Consider the following 14,749-nt stretch of genomic DNA (forward strand, 5'->3'; position numbering starts at 1 on the left):
GAATGGACAGCGGTGCCCGCGCCCGACGCGGGCGTTCCCGTGCCCGCCGGACGAAAGCGATACCCGTGTCCGAAACATCCCCCGCCTCCGAGGCGCCCGTGATCGACGAAGCCACCATCGGTGCTGCCGTCGACGCAGCGCTCGCCGCCGTCGCCGCGGCGCGCAGCACCGCCGAGCTGAAGCAGGTGCGCATCGACCACACCGGGGACTCCTCCGTGCTGGCCACTGCGAACCGTTCCATCAAGGACCTGCCCAAGGACCAGAAGGCCGCGGCCGGCAAGCTGGTGGGGCAGGGCAAGGGGCGCGTGCAGAAGGCCATCGGGCAGCGGCAGGGCGAGTTGGCCGCTGCCGAGGAGGAGGCCGCGCTGGCTGCGGAGACGGTCGACGTCACCCTCCCGGTGGACCGCCGGCCCCGCGGGGCGACGCATCCTCTGACCACCCTGACCGACCGCATCAGCGACGTCTTCGTGGGGATGGGCTGGGAGGTCGCGGAGGGCCCGGAGATCGAGGCGGAGTGGTTCAACTTCGACGCCCTGAACTTCGATGTGGACCACCCGGCCCGCCAGATGCAGGACACCTTCTACGTGGCCGGACCGGACGGCGGCGAGGGCAGCGGGCAGATCCTGCGCACCCACACCTCCCCGGTGCAGGCCCGCTCCCTGCTGGAGCGCGGCGTGCCGCTGTACATCGTGTGCCCGGGCGAGGTGTTCCGCACCGATGAGCTCGATGCCACCCACACCCCGGTGTTCCACCAGGTGGAGGGCCTCGCGATCGACAAGGACCTCACCATGGCCCACCTGGTGGGCACCCTGGACACCCTGGCCAGGGAGCTGTTCGGCGGTGAGCCGATCACGCGCCTGCGCCCCAGCTTCTTCCCCTTCACCGAGCCCAGCGCGGAGATGGACTTCCGCTGCTTCTCCTGCGAGGCCCGCCACGGCCTGGACCACGACGCGGATCCCGCCTGCCGGGTGTGCGGCGGCACCGGATGGATCGAGATGGGCGGCTGCGGGATGGTCAACCCCGCCGTGCTGCGCGCTTGCGGCGTTGATCCCGAGCAGTACCAGGGCTTCGCCTTCGGCCTGGGCATCGAGCGCATCTTGATGCTGCGCAACGGGGTGGAGGACATGCGCGACATGGTGGAGGGCGACGTCCGCTTCTCCCAGCACTACGGAACGGAGATCTGAGATGCCCCGCATCCCGCTGACCTGGCTCGCCGAGCACGTCACCCTGCGCGAGGGGGCCGGCGCCGAATCGGTCGCCGCCGATCTCGTCTCCGTCGGCCTCGAGGAGGAGGCCATCCACGGCGCCCAGGTGACCGGACCGCTCGTGGTGGGCCGCGTGCTCGCCCTCGAGAAGGAGCCGCAGAAGAACGGCAAGACCATCAACTGGTGCCGGGTGGACGTGGGCCCCGAGCACAACGTGGCCGCCGACGATCCCAAGGACCCTCAGCCCGGCCCGGAGCAGCCCTCCCGCGGCATCGTCTGCGGTGCCCACAACTTCGAGGTGGGCGACCTGGTGGTGGTGTCCCTGCCCGGCACCGTGCTGCCGGGCGACTTCGCCATCGCGGCCAGGAAGACCTACGGCCACACCTCCGACGGCATGATCTGCTCCGGCGAGGAGCTGGGCCTGGGCGCGGACCCGGAGGGCGAGGACGGCATCATCGTGCTGGGTCGCGGTCTCGGTGCGGGCCTGACCGGTGAGCCCGGTGACGACGCCATCGCCCTGCTGGGACTCGGCGACGAGACCGTCGAGATCAACGTGACCCCGGATCGCGGCTACTGCTTCTCCCTGCGCGGCGTGGCCCGCGAGTACTCCCACGCCACGGGCGGTGCGTTCGTGGACCCTGTGACCACCGTCGACGCGCCGGAGGGCACCCGCGGCGGGGTGCCGGTGCAGCTGCGGGACGATGCCCCGCTGCGGGGCGGCGAGGGCTGCACCCGGTTCGTGACCCTCGAGGTTCGCGGCACCGACGCCACCGCCCCCACGCCGCGCTGGATGAGCCGTCGCCTCACCCAGGCCGGGATGCGCCCCATCTCCCTGATCGTCGACGTCACCAACTACGTGATGCTGGATCTGGGCCAGCCCCTGCACGCCTACGACGCGGAGAAGGTGGTCGCCCCGATCATCGTTCGCCGTGCCCGGGCGGGTGAGAAGCTGACCACGCTGGACGATGTCGAGCGCACCCTGGATGCCGAGGACCTGCTGATCACCGACTGCGGCGGACCAGAGGGGGATCGTGTGCTGGGCCTGGCCGGGGTGATGGGCGGGGCGGAGACGGAAGTCACCGATGCCACCCGCAACGTGATCCTCGAGGCCGCCACGTTCCAGCAGATCACCGTGGCGCGCACCGCCCGCCGCCACCGCCTGCCCTCGGAGGCCTCCAAGCGCTTCGAGCGCGGTGTGGACCCGCACCTGCCGCTGGTGGCCGCCCAGCGTGCCGCCGAGCTGATCGTCCAGTACGGCGGCGGCGAGATCGACCACCGCGTCACCGACGAGGGCACCATCACCGAGCCCTCCGCGATCGACTTCCCGATCGCGGACGCCGAGCGCGTCGTGGGCGTGGCCTACACCCCCGAGCAGGTGCGCAGCAGCCTCGAGATGATCGGCTGCACCGTCGAGGAGGCCGGCGCCCCGACGGGCGGCAGCGACGACATGCTGCGCGTCACCCCGCCCAGCTGGCGCCCCGATCTGGTGGTCCGTGAGGACCTCGTCGAGGAGATCGCGCGGCTGGTCGGATACGACCAGATCCCCTCCGTCCTGCCCACCGCCCCCGGTGGTCGCGGGCTCACCCGTTCCCAGCGGGGCCGCCGTAACGCCGGGCGGGCGCTGGCCGAGGCGGGCCTCACGGAGGTCGCCTCCTACCCGTTCATCGGCGTGGGCGTGTTCGACCAGCTGCGCTACGACGCGGAGGACGAGCGCCGCCGCGCCGTGCGCCTGCTGAACCCCCTGGCCGACGACGAGCCGCTGATGCGCACCGCCCTGCTGCAGACCCTGCTGCCGGTGGCGCGCCGCAACCTGGGCCGCGGTGAGGAGAGCGTGGCCATCTTCCAGGTGGGGTCGGTGTCGCTCTCCCGCGGCGAGGCCGGTGTCTCGCCCGTGCCCTCGGCCGCGCAGCGACCCTCGGACGAGGAGCTCGCCGCCGTGCAGGACGCCCTGCCCGCACAGACCCGGCGCCTGGCGGTCGTGATCGGCGGAGCCAGCGGCCCCGGATCCTGGATGGGGGAGGCACCCGCCTGGGGGTGGGCTGACGCCATCGACCTCGCGCACCGTGTCGCCGCCTCCGTGGGGGCGCACCTCGAGGTGCGTCGGGCCGAGCACGCGCCCTTCCACCCCGGCCGCACCGCCGAGCTGACCGTCCAGGGCGCCGATGGCGAGCAGACCGTCGTGGGGCATGCTGGAGAGCTGCACCCCGCAGTGATCAAGGCGTACTCCCTTCCCGCCCGCAGCAGCGCCCTCGAACTGGACCTGGAGGCCGTGATCGCGGCGGCCCCCGCGGTGGTCGAGGCCGTACCGGTGCCCACGTTCCCCCCGGCCAAGGAGGACTTCGCCTTCGTGGTCGATCAGGACGTGCCCGCCTCGGCCGTCGAGGCCGCGATCGTGGTGGGCATCGGAGATCTCGCCGAGAGCGTGCGCCTGTTCGACGTGTACACCGGCGAGCAGATCGGCGAGGGCAAGAAGTCGCTTGCCTTCGCGGTGCGGCTGCGCTCCGAGGACGGCACCCTCACCGGCGAGCAGATCGGTGCGGCCCGCGAGCGCTGCATCCGCGCGGTGGAGGACGCCGTAGGAGGCGTGCTGCGAGCGTGAGTGTCTACGGCACCTACTTAACCGCTGAACCAAGAGCTTAACCGCTCCAGGTGGGCACTGTGCAACCCGAGGGGCCCCTTCGAGGGGCGTCCGTGTCGAAACCGTTACCGACGAGGCCCCCCGCCCGTACGAGGTGTGCACCACAGCCGAGTTGGCTGATCATGCACGGCCATGTATAGACTTTCGCCATGTCTGTCACGCAGTCCCTGCCCCGCATCGCGGTCGTCGGCGCCTCCGGATACGCCGGGGGCGAGACGCTGCGCCTGCTGGCCGGGCACCGCGGGGTCCAGGTTGCCACGGTGGCCGCGCACTCCAGTGCAGGCAAGCAGCTGAGCGAGGTCGCCCCGCACGTGGACCTCGGGCACGACCCGGTGCTCCAGGAGACCACGGTCGAGAACCTGTGCGGACATGACGCCGTGGTCCTCGCCCTGCCCCACGGGCAGTCCGGACACATCGCCGCCCAGCTGCGGCAGGTGGATCCGCAGGTGCTCGTGCTCGACCTCGGGGCGGACCACCGCCTGGAGAGCGCCCAGGACTGGGAGGACTACTACGGCAGCGAGCACTCCGGCACCTGGACCTACGGCATGCCGGAGCTGCCCCTCGCCGACGGCACGCGTCAGCGCGAGCTGCTGCGCGGGACTCGCGAGATCGCCGTGCCCGGCTGCAACGCCACCGCCGTCACCCTCGGGGTCGCGCCCCTGGTGCGCAGAGGACTCATCGACGGCGGCGCACTCGGCGCCGTGCTCCCCGTCGGCTACTCCGGTGCGGGCCGCACCGCCAAGCAGCACCTGCTGTTCAGCGAGGCGCAAGGATCCGCGTCGCCCTATGCCGTGGGAGGCTCCCACCGGCACGTGCCCGAGATCCTGCAGAACCTGCGCCGGGCCGGTGCCGAGGGCGAACTGCGACTGACCTTCACCCCCGTGCTGGTGCCCATGAGCCGCGGCATCCTCGCGGTGATCAATGCCCCCGTCGATCCCGGCACCACCACCGCGGACCTGCTGGAGGCACTCGGGGCCGACTACGGCCAGGAGCACTTCCTCGCCGTCCTGCCGGAGGGCCGGATGCCCACCACCGGCCAGGTCACCGGCGCCAACACGGTGCGCATCGGCGCGACGGTGGATCGTCGCAGCGGCCAGGCCACGGTGATCGCCGCCCTCGACAACCTGGTCAAGGGCACCGCCGGGGCCGCCCTGCAGTCCCTCAACCTCGCCCTGGGCCTCCCGGAGCGAACCGGGCTGAGCCGAACCGCGCTCGCCCCCTGAGCCGGCAGCCCCCGCACCAGCCTCCGCTCACTTCCCGCCTCCCAACAGCCCCCGGAGACAGCCATGACCATCACCCGCCCCCGCGGATTCCGCGCCGCCGCAGCGGCCGCCGGGATCAAGGCCACCGGTGCCCTGGATCTCGCCCTCGTCGTCAACGACGGCCCGCGGGACACCGCCGCGGCCGTGTTCACCGCGAACCGCGTCCAGGCCGCCCCCGTGCTCTGGTCCCGCCAGGCCATCGCCGATGGTCGGTCCCGCGCCGTGGTGCTCAACTCCGGCGGTGCCAATGCCTGCACCGGCCCGGAGGGCTTCGCCGACACCCACCGCACCGCCGAGCACACCGCCCAGCAGCTCGGCATCTCAGCCCAGGACGTGCTGGTGTGCTCCACCGGCCTGATCGGTGAGCGCCTGCCGATGGACGCGGTGCTGGGCGGGATCGACACCGCGGCGGCCGCGCTCGCCGTGGGAGCCGAGACCGATGAGGCCGCCTCGCGCGCCATCATGACCACCGACAGCGTGCCCAAGACCGCCTCCGCGACCACGTCCTCCGGCGTGGTGGTGGGCGGCATGGCCAAGGGCGCCGGGATGCTCGCGCCCCAGCTGGCCACCATGCTGGTGGTGCTGACCACCGACGCCGACATCGACCCCGCCACCGCCGGGTCCGTGCTGCGCGCGGCCACCGCCACCACCTTCGACCGCGTCGACTCCGATGCCTGCATGTCCACCAACGACACCGTGATCCTGCTGGCCTCAGGTGCCAGTGGCATCACCCCGCGGGCCGAGGAGCTCGCCGAGGCCGTTCGGCAGGTCTCGGCCGACCTCGCCCGGCAGCTGGTGGCCGACGCCGAAGGAGCCGCCCACGACGTGCACGTGATCGTGCGCTCGGCCAGCACCGAGCAGGCCGCCCTGGCCGTGGCCCGGGAGATCGCCCGCTCCAACCTGGTCAAGACCGCCGTGTACGGCAATGACCCCAACTGGGGCAGGATCGTCGCCGCCGCCGGCTGCGTCCCCGAGGACGTCGCCCCCTTCGCCGTCGAGGACCTCTCCGTGAGCGTCAACGGGGTGGAGGTGTGCCGCTCCGGCGGAGCCCACCGCGACCGCTCCGAGGTCGACATGACCCCCCGCGAGACCCTCATCGAAGTGGACCTCGGTGCCGGCACCGCCACCGGCGACATCTGGACCAACGACCTCACCCACGAGTACGTCGAAGAGAACAGCGCCTACTCCTCATGAGCGTGACCACCCCCGACCCGAGCCGGCCCGCCGAGACCCTGGTGGGCAAGAACCCCCTCGCCCAGCTCGACGCCGCCCGCCTCGAGGCCCGCAGCAAGTCGGCCGTGCTGATCGAGGCCCTGCCCTGGATGCAGCGCTTCCGCGGCAGGATCGTGGTGATCAAGTACGGCGGCAACGCCATGGTCGACGACGAGCTGCGCCGCGCCTTCGCCGCCGACATGGTCTTCATGCACCTGGCCGGCATCCACGTGGTCGTGGTCCACGGCGGTGGACCCCAGATCAGCGCCATGCTGGAACGGGTCGGGATCGACTCCACCTTCCGCGGCGGCATGCGCGTGACCGACGCCGACACCATGGACATCGTGCGCATGGTGCTGGTGGGCCAGGTGGGCCGCGAGCTCGTCGGCCTCATCAACCAGCACGGCCCCTACGCCGTGGGCATGTCCGGGGAGGACGCGCACCTGTTCACCGCCAAACGCCGCGGCACCGTCGTGGACGGCGAGGACATCGACCTGGGCCACGTGGGAGCCGTGGACGGCGTGCGCATCGAGTCGATCAGCGACCTGCTGGAGGCCGGCCGCATCCCCGTGATCTCCTCGATCGCACCCGAGGTGGACGAGGACGGGAACCTCACCGGCGAGGTCCTCAACATCAACGCCGATCTCGCCGCGGCAGCCATCGCCCAGGGCCTGGACGCAGAGAAGCTGGTGATGCTCACCGATGTGGAGGGCCTGTACCGCGACTGGCCGGACCGCGATTCGCTGATCCCCGAGATCGCGGCCAGTGAGCTGCGCGCGATGCTCCCCGAGCTCACCGAGGGCATGATCCCCAAGGCCGAGGCACTGCTGGGGGCCGTGGACGCCGGGGTGCGCACCGCCGCCATGATCGATGGCCGCATCGAGCACGCGGTGCTGCTGGAGGTCTTCACGACCAAGGGGATCGGAACCATGGTCAGGAGGGACGACTATGTCTGAGCACGGGACGCAGACCGGCTACGGCACGCGCTACGCACAGTCCATGATCCCGGTGTTCGGTACCCCCCAGAGGGTGCTGGTGCGCGGGAAGGGTGTGCACGTCTGGGACGAGCGGGGAACCCGCTACCTCGACCTGCTGGGCGGCATCGCGGTCAACACCCTGGGCCACGGCCACCCCTCGATCACCTCCGCCCTGTCCAAGCAGGCCGAGAACCTGGCCCACGTCTCCAACTTCTTCGCCACGCCCCCGCAGATCGAGCTCGCCGAGACCCTGCTGCGCCTCGCCCAGGCCCCCGAGGGATCCGGCGTGTTCTTCGCCAACTCCGGCACCGAGGCGAACGAGGCCGCCTTCAAGATCGCCCGCCGCCACGGTGGCCCGCGGCGCCCCCGCATCCTCGCCCTCGCCGACTCCTTCCACGGCCGCACCATGGGAGCGCTCGCGCTCACCTCCAAGGTGGCCTACCGCGCCCCCTTCGAACCCCTCCCCGGAGGCGTCGAGTTCCTCCCCGCGAACGACGAGGACGCCCTCGCCGCCGCCCTCGCCCCGGGGGACGTGGCCGCAGTGTTCGCCGAACCGATCCAGGGCGAGGCAGGCGTGCGCCCCCTGCAGCCCGCCTACCTGCAGGCGCTGCGCAGGCTCACGCGCGAGCACGGCACCCTGCTGATCCTGGACGAGGTGCAGTCGGGCATCGCCCGCACCGGCCACTGGTTCGCCCACCAGGCCACCCAGGGCGTGACCCCCGACGTGATGACGCTCGCGAAGGGCCTGGGAGGCGGGTTCCCCATCGGGGCGCTGATCGCCTTCGGGCCCGAGACGCGCGATCTGCTCACCGCTGGGCAGCACGGCACGACCTTCGGCGGCAACCCGCTGGCCGCCGCCGTGGCCCTCGCCGTCCTGGGCACCATCGCCGAGGACGCGGTGCTGGAGCACGTGCGCACCGTCGGCGACGCCTTCGCCCAGGCCGTGACCGCGCTCGGCGACGACCGCATCACCGAGGTGCGCGGTGCCGGGCTGCTGCGCGGCATCGGGCTGAGCGAGCCCATCGCCGCCCAGCTGGCCGCAGCCGCGCTGGAGGCCGGGTTCATCGTCAACGCCCCCAACCCCACCACGCTGCGGATCGCCCCACCGCTGATCATCACGGCGGAGGAGCTCGCGAGCTTCACCGCCGCCCTGCCCGGACTGCTCGACACCACGACCGCAAGCGCCACCGAAGGAGCCTGAGATGCCCCGTCACTTCCTGCGCGACGACGACCTGAGCCCTGCCGAGCAGAAGGAGGTCCTCGAGCTCGCTGCTGCCCTGAAGCGCGATCGCTTCGCCGAGAAGCCCCTGGCGGGCCCGCGCTCCGTCGCGATCCTGTTCGACAAGTCCTCCACCCGGACCCGCCTCTCCTTCGCCACCGGTGTGTCGGAGCTGGGTGGTAGCCCCCTGGTGCTCGAGGCGGCCGTCAGCCAGCTGGCTCGAGGAGAGTCCATCGCCGATACGACCGGTGTGCTCACGCGCATGGTCTCGACGATCGTGTGGCGCACCTTCGGTCAGGAGCGCATCGCGGAGATGGCCGCCCACGCGACGGTCCCGGTGATCAACGCCCTCACCGACGAGTTCCACCCCTGCCAGATCCTCGCCGACCTGCAGACCATCGCCGAGCACTGCGGGGGGCTGGCCGACGGGGACGCGGCGCTGGCCGGTCGGTCCCTGGCCTACCTGGGGGACGGCGCCAACAACATGGCCCACTCCTACCTGCTGGGCGGGGTCACCGCCGGGATGGACGTGCGGATCGCCGCCCCTGCCAGTCATCGACCCGAGAAGGGCATCCTCGAACGGGCCTGCGAGATCGCGGCCACCACCGGCGGCTCGGTGACGGTGACCGAGGATCCGCGGGAGGCCACGGCGGGCGTGAACGCGGTCATCACCGACACCTGGGTGTCCATGGGCCAGGAAGGACAGGACGGCCGCGGCGAGGCCACCTTCTCGCGCTACCAGGTGACCGAGGAGCTGATGGACCTCAGCGGTGCCGACGGCGACGGCAGCGGAATCTTCCTGCACTGCCTGCCCGCCTACCGGGACAAGGAGGTGGCCGCCTCGGTGATCGACGGCCCGCGTTCACGGGTCTGGGACGAGGCCGAGAACCGGCTGCATGCGCAGAAGGCGCTGATCACGTGGCTGCTGCACCATCCCGACGAGAGCACCGCGTCGCACGCCCTGGTGCTGGGGGCCGGGCGATGAGCGAACAGCATCGACGAGCCCTGGCCCAGACCAAGACCGCCCGCCAGCAGCAGATCGTCTCCATCGTCCGCGGCCAGGAGGTCGTCTCCCAGGCGCAGCTGGCACGACTGCTCGCCCAGGAGGGAATGGAGGTCACCCAGGCGACCCTGTCGCGCGATCTGGTGGAGCTCCAGGCCGAGAAGGTGCGCGGTGCGCACGGGGCCCTCGTGTACCGGGTGCCGCCGGACGGCAGTGCTCCGCGGACCGACCACGGCCACGGTGAGAGCGAGCTGCTCCAGGCCCGCCTGCCCCGCCTGGCCGAAGGACTGCTCGTCTCCGCGGAGGCCAGTGGCAACCTGGTCGTCGTGCGCACCCCACCCGGGGCAGCGCAGTACCTGGCCTCGGCGCTGGACCGGTCCGTCGTGCCGGACATGATCGGGACGGTCGCCGGTGACGACACCGTCCTGCTGATCTCCCGGGACCCCGCGGGCGGGGACCGCCTCGCAGCCCGCCTGCTGGATCTGGCCGACGGCCGGCGTGAGGCCGCCACCGAGACCGAGGCGGCCGAGCTGGACCAGCAGGCGCCGCCCGATGACGAGCACGTCACCCCCGCCTGATCCCAGTTCTGCGGTGGGCCCCGCCATGCCGCATCCTGAACCCTGAACAAACCACGTCAAGGAGCACCCGTGACCGAACGCATCGTCCTCGCCTACTCCGGCGGACTCGACACTTCCGTGGCCATCGGCTGGATCCACGACGCCACCGGCGCCGAGGTCATCGCCTGCGCGGTGGACGTCGGCCAGGGCGGAGAGGACCTCGAGGTCATCCGCCAGCGCGCCCTGGACTGCGGCGCCGTGGAGGCCGTGGTGGCCGACGCCCGCGACGAGTTCGCCTCCGAGTACTGCATGCCGGCGCTCAAGGCCAACGCGCTGTACATGGACGCCTACCCGGTGGTCTCGGCCATCTCGCGCCCCGTGATCACCAAGCATCTGGTGGCCGCCGCCAAGAAGCACGGCGCCAGCACGGTCGCCCATGGCTGCACCGGCAAGGGCAACGACCAGGTGCGATTCGAGGTCTCCATCACCTCCCTCGCCCCCGAGCTCAAGTGCATCGCCCCCGTGCGCGACCTGGCACTGACCCGCGACAAGGCCATCGAATACGCCGAGCGCAAGGGCCTGCCCATCGCCACCACCAAGCACAACCCCTTCTCGATCGACCAGAACGTGTGGGGGCGCGCCATCGAGACCGGCTACCTCGAGGACATCTGGAACGAGCCCACCAAGGACGTCTACGCCTACACCGACGATCCCTCCTTCCCGCCGGTGGCCGACGAAGTCACCATCTCCTTCGCGGACGGCATCCCGGTGGCGATCGACGCTCGCCCCGTCACCCCGCTGGAGGCGATCCAGGAGATGAACCGCCGCGCCGGCGCCCAGGGCGTGGGCCGGATCGACATCGTCGAGGACCGCCTGGTGGGCATCAAGTCGCGGGAGGTGTACGAGGCCCCGGGAGCCATGGCGCTGATCGCCGCCCACCAGGAGCTCGAACGGGTCACCCTGGAGCGCGAGCAGGCGCGCTTCAAGCGTTCCGTGAGCGACCGCTGGACCGAGCTGGTCTACGACGGCCAGTGGTTCAGCCCGCTGAAGAAGTCCCTGGACGTCTTCATCGACGACACCCAGCGCTACGTCAACGGGGACATCCGGATGATCCTGCACGGCGGTCGCGCCCAGGTCACCGGGCGTCGGTCCGATACCGGCCTGTACGACTTCAACCTGGCCACGTACGACGAGGGCGATGCATTCGACCAGTCCCACGCCAAGGGCTTCATCGAGATCTACGGCCTGGCCGCCAAGCAGGCCGCCGCTCGCGACGTCGCCCACGGCAACGGGGAGGACCTCGGTCAGGCAGCGCAGCAGGAGGACGCATGATCTCCCCGGGAGCCCCGCAGCAGCCCGGCGGTCAGGGCGCGAGCGAGGGCCCGGCCTCCGAGCGGCTGGCCCTGTGGGGAGGCCGCTTCGGCTCCGGCCCGTCGGCAGCCCTCGCGGCGCTGTCCGTCTCCACTCACTTCGACTGGCGCCTGGCGCCGTACGACGTGGCCGGCTCCCGGGCCCACGCCCGGGTGCTGCACGCCGCCGGGCTGCTGGACGACGACGAGCTGGCCGGCATGGACGAGGCGCTGGTGCGGCTGCGTGATGACGTCGCCTCCGGGGCCTTCACGGCCGCGGCGGACGACGAGGACGTGCACACGGCGCTCGAGCGCGGCCTGATCGAGCGGGCCGGGACCGAGCTGGGCGGGAAGCTGCGGGCCGGGCGGTCCCGCAACGACCAGATCGCCACCATGATCCGCATGTACCTGCGGGACCAGGTGCGGTCGCTGTCCCAGCAGGTGCTGGCACTGGCACAGGTGATCACCGACCGCGCCGAGCAGGCGGGGGAGGCGATCCTCCCCGGTCGCACGCACCTCCAGCACGCCCAGCCCGTGCTGCTGGCCCACCACCTGATGGCGCACGTGTGGCCCCTGCTGCGGGACGTGGAGCGGTTCTGCGACCTCGACGGCCGGCTGGACGCCTCCGCCTACGGCTCCGGTGCCCTCGCCGGCTCCTCGCTGGGGCTGGACCCTCAGGCCGTCGCGGCGGACCTGGGGTTCTCGGACTCAGTGGAGAACTCGATCGACGGCACCGCCTCGAGGGACCTGGTGGCCGAGTTCGCCTTCGTCTGCGCGATGGTCGCGATCGACCTCTCGCGGATGGCCGAGGAGATCATCGTGTGGAACACGAAGGAGTTCTCCTACGTGACGCTCGACGACTCCTTCTCCACCGGGTCCTCGATCATGCCGCAGAAGAAGAACCCCGACATCCCCGAGCTCACGCGCGGCAAGGCGGGCCGGGTGATCGGCGATCTCACCGGACTGCTGGCCACCCTGAAGGCCCTTCCGCTGGCCTACAACAGGGACCTGCAGGAGGACAAGGAGCCTGTGTTCGACCAGGTGGACACCCTGGACCTGCTGCTGCCGGCGATCACCGGCATGGTCGCCACCCTCACCTTCCACACCGACCGCATGGAGCTGATGGCACCGCAGGGCTTCTCCCTGGCCACGGACATCGCCGAGTGGCTGGTGCGTCAGGGCGTCCCGTTCCGCAGCGCCCATGAGATCGCGGGCTCCTGCGTGCGCGTGTGCGAGCAGCGCGGGATCGAACTGGCCGATCTGAGCGCCGAGGACCTGGCAGGGATCTCCGAGCACCTGCGACCGGAAGTTCACGAGGTGCTCACCGCCGCCGGTTCCGTCGCCTCCCGCGACGGCAAGGGAGGCACCGCACCCGCGCGCGTGCGCGAGCAGATCGCGTCGGCGCAGTCCCGGATCCAGGAGCTCGCTGACAGGACCGGGCCGCTGGAGCGGTCCGTCTGACGGAAATCGCTGGGGGAGGTCTCCACCTCCTGCCACAATGGGGCCGGTCCCGATCATGGGGCCGGCCCCGTCGTACTTCGGAAGGAACACCCCTGATGCAGACCGTCCTGGACGACCTCGACTGGCGAGGACTCGTCGTGCAGACCACCGGGCGCGAGGCGCTCGGAAGCGCTCTGGCCGATGGACCGGTCTCCCTCTATTGCGGGTTCGACCCGACTGCTTCGTCCTTGCACGTGGGGCATCTGACCCAGGTGCTCACCATGCGCCGCTTCCAGCTCGCCGGTCACCGACCCATCGCCTTGGTGGGCGGGGCGACCGGTCTGATCGGGGATCCTCGGATGTCCGGTGAGCGGGTGCTGAACGACGCCACGGTGGTGGCGGGATGGGTCGAGAACCTGCGCGACCAGATCTCCCGCTTCCTCGATCTGGAGGGCGAGTTCGGGGTGACGATGGTGAACAACCTCGACTGGATCGGAGGCCTGGGCGCACTGGAGTTCCTGCGGGACATGGGCAAGCACTTCCGCATGGGCACCATGCTGGCCAAGGACACGGTGGCCAGGCGATTGGCCAGCGATGAGGGGATCAGCTACACCGAGTTCAGCTACCAGGTGTTGCAGGGCATCGACTACCTGGAGCTGCATCGGCGCCACGGCGTCACCCTCCAGTACGGGGGGAACGACCAGTGGGGCAACCTGCTCTCGGGAGTCGACCTGATCCACAAGGTGGAGGGGCGTGACGTGCACGCGATGACCACGCCACTGGTCACCAAGGCCGACGGCACGAAGTTCGGCAAGAGCGAGGGCGGGTCCGTGTGGCTGGATGCGGAGCTCACCAGCCCGTACGCCTTCCACCAGTTCTGGCTGAACGCCGCCGACTCCGACGTCATGAACTACCTGCGGTACTTCACCTTCCGCGGCAAGGATGAGCTCGCGGAGCTCGAGACCGCGACCCTGGAGGCCTCCCACCAGCGACGCGCGCAGCACGCCCTCGCCGACGATCTCACCACCCTGGTGCACGGTGAGCAGGCCACAGCCCAGGCGAAAGCCGCTGCCGGCGTGCTGTTCGGCAAGGGAGACGTCCGGGAGCTGGACGAACCCACGATCCGCGCCATCGCCGGCGAGCTCCCCGGCGCCGAGCTCACCTCGAGCACGCCGCTGGTGGACGCCTTCGTGGCCGCGGGGATCGTGGCCTCGAAGGGCGCGGCCCGGCGAGCGGCAGAGGAAGGTGGGCTGTCCGTGAACGGCGAGAAGCTCACCGCCGATGACCTCGCGGGGGAGCTGGGTTCCTTGACGTCCCTTCCCGGAGGGCACCTCCTGCTGCGCCGTGGCAGGAAGACGGCGGCCATGGTGCGCCTGGTTGCCTGAGGCTCGCACCTGGCTGCCGAAGCCTTCGGGTGACACCCCTAACAAGTACAGGTCACATTCGACCCCCAGGCGGCTCGTAGGGGCTTGGAAAAGCATCCTGACCTGGGAAGATGGTGTTGCCGGAGGGTGAACAGAGGATGTCGAAGCGGGTTTGACGGCCACCTCGTGGCCCCGTAATGTCTTCCCTTGTCGCCGCGAGGACGACGCCGGGAAGCCGAGAGGTTCCACCACGGATCAGCGAAGCGGAACGGGGTCACCGCAGCGGGGATCTGATCCTCAGGGATCAGCCGCGGGTCAGCGGATCGAGCAGGTCGCACAGCGAACTGGGAGAGACGCAGACCACACGGAGCGGAGTTGAAACGGCCGCGACGAACTGCTAAAGTAGTGACTCGCGCCGGGACGACGAAGCGAAAAGCAGTCGGACCGACCGGGATCACGATTCCGCAAGGCTGCCGGCGCCACCGAGCCTCTGAGATGAGCCGCTGAGCGGTCCATCGACGAT

Annotated in this window: 11 protein-coding genes; all 11 read left to right on the forward strand. The window is 71.0% G+C overall.

Going from position 1 to position 14,749, the window contains the following annotated elements; translation table 11 throughout:
- The first annotated feature begins 98 nt into the window (after positions 1-98).
- The 11 genes from pheS to tyrS all read left to right on the forward strand — a co-directional run bounded on the left by pheS (position 99) and on the right by tyrS (position 14,247).
- Complete coding sequence (pheS, locus tag M4D54_RS12670) at positions 99-1,184, forward strand: phenylalanine--tRNA ligase subunit alpha (RefSeq protein WP_396121499.1); 1,086 nt, start codon at positions 99-101, stop codon at positions 1,182-1,184.
- Position 1,185: 1 nt separating this feature from the next.
- The gene (gene pheT / locus M4D54_RS12675) at positions 1,186-3,804 is read left to right on the forward strand and encodes a phenylalanine--tRNA ligase subunit beta (protein ID WP_259891898.1); all 2,619 of its coding nucleotides are present in this window, start codon (positions 1,186-1,188) and stop codon (positions 3,802-3,804) included.
- A 188-nt stretch (positions 3,805-3,992) separates the two neighbouring features.
- Positions 3,993-5,066: an N-acetyl-gamma-glutamyl-phosphate reductase gene (gene argC / locus M4D54_RS12680; protein WP_259891899.1), complete on the forward strand. Its 1,074-nt coding sequence runs from the start codon at positions 3,993-3,995 to the stop codon at positions 5,064-5,066.
- 63 nt (positions 5,067-5,129) lie between these two features.
- Positions 5,130-6,299 carry a bifunctional glutamate N-acetyltransferase/amino-acid acetyltransferase ArgJ gene (argJ, locus tag M4D54_RS12685; RefSeq protein WP_259891900.1) on the forward strand — a complete coding sequence of 390 codons (1,170 nt, stop codon included), beginning with the start codon at positions 5,130-5,132 and terminating at the stop codon, positions 6,297-6,299.
- Positions 6,296-7,273, forward strand: coding sequence for an acetylglutamate kinase (gene argB, locus M4D54_RS12690; RefSeq protein ID WP_259891902.1), 978 nt, complete (start codon positions 6,296-6,298; stop codon positions 7,271-7,273). Before argJ ends, argB begins: the two co-directional genes overlap by 4 nt.
- Positions 7,266-8,495 (forward strand): acetylornithine transaminase, encoded by a 1,230-nt coding sequence (locus M4D54_RS12695; RefSeq protein ID WP_259891904.1) that lies wholly within the window; start codon positions 7,266-7,268, stop codon positions 8,493-8,495. The genes argB and M4D54_RS12695 overlap by 8 nt, the downstream gene beginning before the upstream one ends.
- 1 nt (position 8,496) lies before the next feature.
- Complete coding sequence (gene argF / locus M4D54_RS12700) at positions 8,497-9,498, forward strand: ornithine carbamoyltransferase (protein ID WP_259891906.1); 1,002 nt, start codon at positions 8,497-8,499, stop codon at positions 9,496-9,498.
- Positions 9,495-10,094 carry an arginine repressor gene (locus M4D54_RS12705; protein WP_259891908.1) on the forward strand — a complete coding sequence of 200 codons (600 nt, stop codon included), beginning with the start codon at positions 9,495-9,497 and terminating at the stop codon, positions 10,092-10,094. The genes argF and M4D54_RS12705 overlap by 4 nt, the downstream gene beginning before the upstream one ends.
- A 69-nt stretch (positions 10,095-10,163) precedes the next feature.
- Positions 10,164-11,405: an argininosuccinate synthase gene (locus M4D54_RS12710; RefSeq protein ID WP_193864597.1), complete on the forward strand. Its 1,242-nt coding sequence runs from the start codon at positions 10,164-10,166 to the stop codon at positions 11,403-11,405.
- Positions 11,402-12,883: an argininosuccinate lyase gene (gene argH, locus M4D54_RS12715; RefSeq protein WP_259891911.1), complete on the forward strand. Its 1,482-nt coding sequence runs from the start codon at positions 11,402-11,404 to the stop codon at positions 12,881-12,883. Before M4D54_RS12710 ends, argH begins: the two co-directional genes overlap by 4 nt.
- A gap of 95 nt (positions 12,884-12,978) precedes the next feature.
- On the forward strand, positions 12,979-14,247 hold the full coding sequence (tyrS, locus tag M4D54_RS12720; protein WP_259891914.1) for a tyrosine--tRNA ligase: 1,269 nt from the start codon (positions 12,979-12,981) through the stop codon (positions 14,245-14,247).
- Positions 14,248-14,749 lie beyond the last annotated feature (502 nt).

The organism is Brachybacterium sp. p3-SID1565 (genome assembly GCF_025143785.1).
Lineage (GTDB): Bacteria > Actinomycetota > Actinomycetes > Actinomycetales > Dermabacteraceae > Brachybacterium > Brachybacterium epidermidis.